The organism is Mesorhizobium sp. M2A.F.Ca.ET.039.01.1.1, assembly GCF_003998035.1.
Lineage (GTDB): Bacteria > Pseudomonadota > Alphaproteobacteria > Rhizobiales > Rhizobiaceae > Mesorhizobium.
In genome coordinates, this window is the sequence record NZ_RZRY01000941.1 from 1 (window position 1) to 1,988 (window position 1,988).

3 protein-coding genes and 1 pseudogene are annotated in these 1,988 nt (G+C 63.3%); 3 read left to right on the forward strand and 1 reads right to left on the reverse strand.

Annotated features, from left to right (window positions below):
- Together EOA24_RS35845 and EOA24_RS35850 are read left to right on the forward strand one after the other, a co-directional pair.
- A pseudogene (locus EOA24_RS35845) lies at positions 1-204 on the forward strand (sugar ABC transporter permease); the annotation flags it as partial.
- Between the two features lie 7 nt (positions 205-211).
- Entirely contained in the window at positions 212-1,030 is an 819-nt protein-coding gene (locus EOA24_RS35850; RefSeq protein ID WP_189343371.1) for a carbohydrate ABC transporter permease, read from the forward strand.
- A 1-nt stretch (position 1,031) separates the two neighbouring features.
- Here the strand turns inward: EOA24_RS35850 and EOA24_RS35855 are convergent, their stop codons facing one another.
- On the reverse strand, positions 1,032-1,370 hold the full coding sequence (locus EOA24_RS35855) for a hypothetical protein (RefSeq protein WP_126081727.1): 339 nt from the start codon (positions 1,368-1,370) through the stop codon (positions 1,032-1,034).
- Positions 1,371-1,527: 157 nt separating this feature from the next.
- On the opposite strand from EOA24_RS35855, the gene EOA24_RS35860 reads away from it, so the two are divergent.
- Positions 1,528-1,988, forward strand: a 461-nt coding sequence (locus EOA24_RS35860; RefSeq protein WP_133374813.1) for a DUF4142 domain-containing protein, incomplete at its 3' end; no start/stop codon positions are given.

A 1,988-nucleotide genomic window follows, 5' to 3' on the forward strand; every position in this document is an offset into this window, starting at 1 on the left:
CTGCGAATCTTCGACCTGATCTATGTGCTGACGCCCAACAACGTGCAGACCAAGTCGATGTCGATCTTCGCGCGCGAGAACCTGTTCGAGTTCGACAAGTTCGCTTATGGCTCGGCCGCCTCGACGCTGCTTTTCCTCATCATCGGCCTGCTCACCATCGCCTATATCCGGATAGGGCGGCTGACTTTCGAGGGAGGGCGCTGAGGTGAAAATGCTGAAGCGCGCCGCCTTCTATCTTCTGCTTCTCGCGATCGTCTTCGTCGCGGTGTTTCCGTTCTACTACGCCATCGTCACCAGCCTGAAATCGGGGACCGAACTGTTCCAGGCGAGCCTCTGGCCGCAATCGTTCAGCCTTGCCAACTACCGCAACGTGCTGACCGAAGGGCCCTTCCTGCGCAATCTCGTCAATTCGCTGATCGTCTCGGGCGCGGTCGTCGCGATCTCGCTGCTCCTCGGCGTCACCGCGGCCTATGCGCTGGCGCGCATCCGTTTCCGCGGGCGCTCGGCGCTGATGCTCGCCATCTTGTCGGTCTCGATGTTTCCGCAGGTCGCGGCATTGGCCGGATTGTTCGAGATCATCCGGGCGCTGCATCTCTACAATTCGCTCCTGGCGCTCATCCTGTCCTACATGATCTTCACGCTGCCGTTCACCGTCTGGGTGCTCACCACCTTTGTGCGCGACCTGCCGGTCGAGATCGAGGAAGCGGCGATCCTCGACGGCGCCGGACCGTGGACCATCCTGACGCGCATCTTCCTGCCGCTGATGTGGCCGGCGCTCGCCACCACCGGGCTGCTCGCCTTCATCAGCGCCTGGAACGAGTTCCTGTTCGCGCTGACCTTCACCTCCACCAACACGCAGCGCACCGTGCCGGTGGCGATCGCGCTGCTGTCGGGCAACTCGCAGTTCGAGATCCCCTGGGGCAACATCATGGCCGCCTCGGTGATCGTCACCGTGCCGCTGGTGGCGCTGGTGCTGACCTTCCAGCGCAGGATCGTCTCCGGGCTCACCGCCGGCGGGGTAAAGGGCTAGTTCAGATGTCGGGCGCGTTACCGACCTTCTTCTTCATCTCCAGCGCCCAGGCGCACCCTTCGTCGCCGCCCCACAGAAGCCAGGCGATATAGCCGGCGGAGGGATTGTCCTCATTGCCGTAGTTCCTGCCCTTCTTGTCGACCTCGTGGCGGGCGAAATAGCTGACCATGCGCCTGATGGTCGAGGGCGACAGGTTCCTGCGGCTCTTGAGCTCGGTGGCTCGCGCGACGCCGATCTCGGTGCCGCCGCGGCCGAACTGCTGGCGCAGCCTGAGGCCCTTGGCGGCGTTGTCGGCAACGACCTGCGGGCAGCGCAGGTCGATCTCGTCGCTGTCGGTCATTTTTGCTCCCCGTTCCCGCGTGGTTTTAGCTGACGCGAAGCAATGCGGCAAAGCGGGGCTGGTTCCGCCGTGTCTTTTCGAGGCGGCCTTTCAAGCAACCCTGGCGCCCATGCCGCGTTGGAGAAGGCAGAGGGGCTGTTCGGATCGGAGTTTTGAGATGAAAACGCTGCTGCCCCTGGTCGCCGTCGCGCTTCTTGCCGGCGCGCCCGCCGCGTTCGCCCAATCGAACGACACCAATACGGATGCCGTGGGACCCATGGTGACCGACAACAAGGTCGACACCCAGACCTTCGTCACGACCGTGCCGAATGCCAACATATTCGAGATCGAGTCGAGCAGGCTGGCTGAGGAGAAGTCGGCGTCGGCCGACGTCAAGGCTTTCGCCGCCGATATGATCAAGGACCACACCAAGGCCGGCGAGGACTTCAAGGCCGCGCTCAGCCAGGGCCAGACCACCGCGTCGATCAAGCCCTCCGGCCCGGCGCTGCAGCCGAAGGAGCAGCAGATGCTCGACGAGTTGAAGGGCGCGAGCGGCAAGGATTTCGACGCCAAATACATCAAGATGCAGACCGACGCGCATAAGGATCCCGTGGCGCTGTTTTCCACCTACGCCAATTC

Coding starts and splice junctions, on each gene's coding strand:
- EOA24_RS35850 (WP_189343371.1), top strand. CDS start 212: ATGCTGAAGCGCGCCGCCTTCTATCTTCTGCTTCTCGCGATCGTCTTC.
- EOA24_RS35855 (WP_126081727.1), bottom strand. CDS start 1,370: ATGACCGACAGCGACGAGATCGACCTGCGCTGCCCGCAGGTCGTTGCC.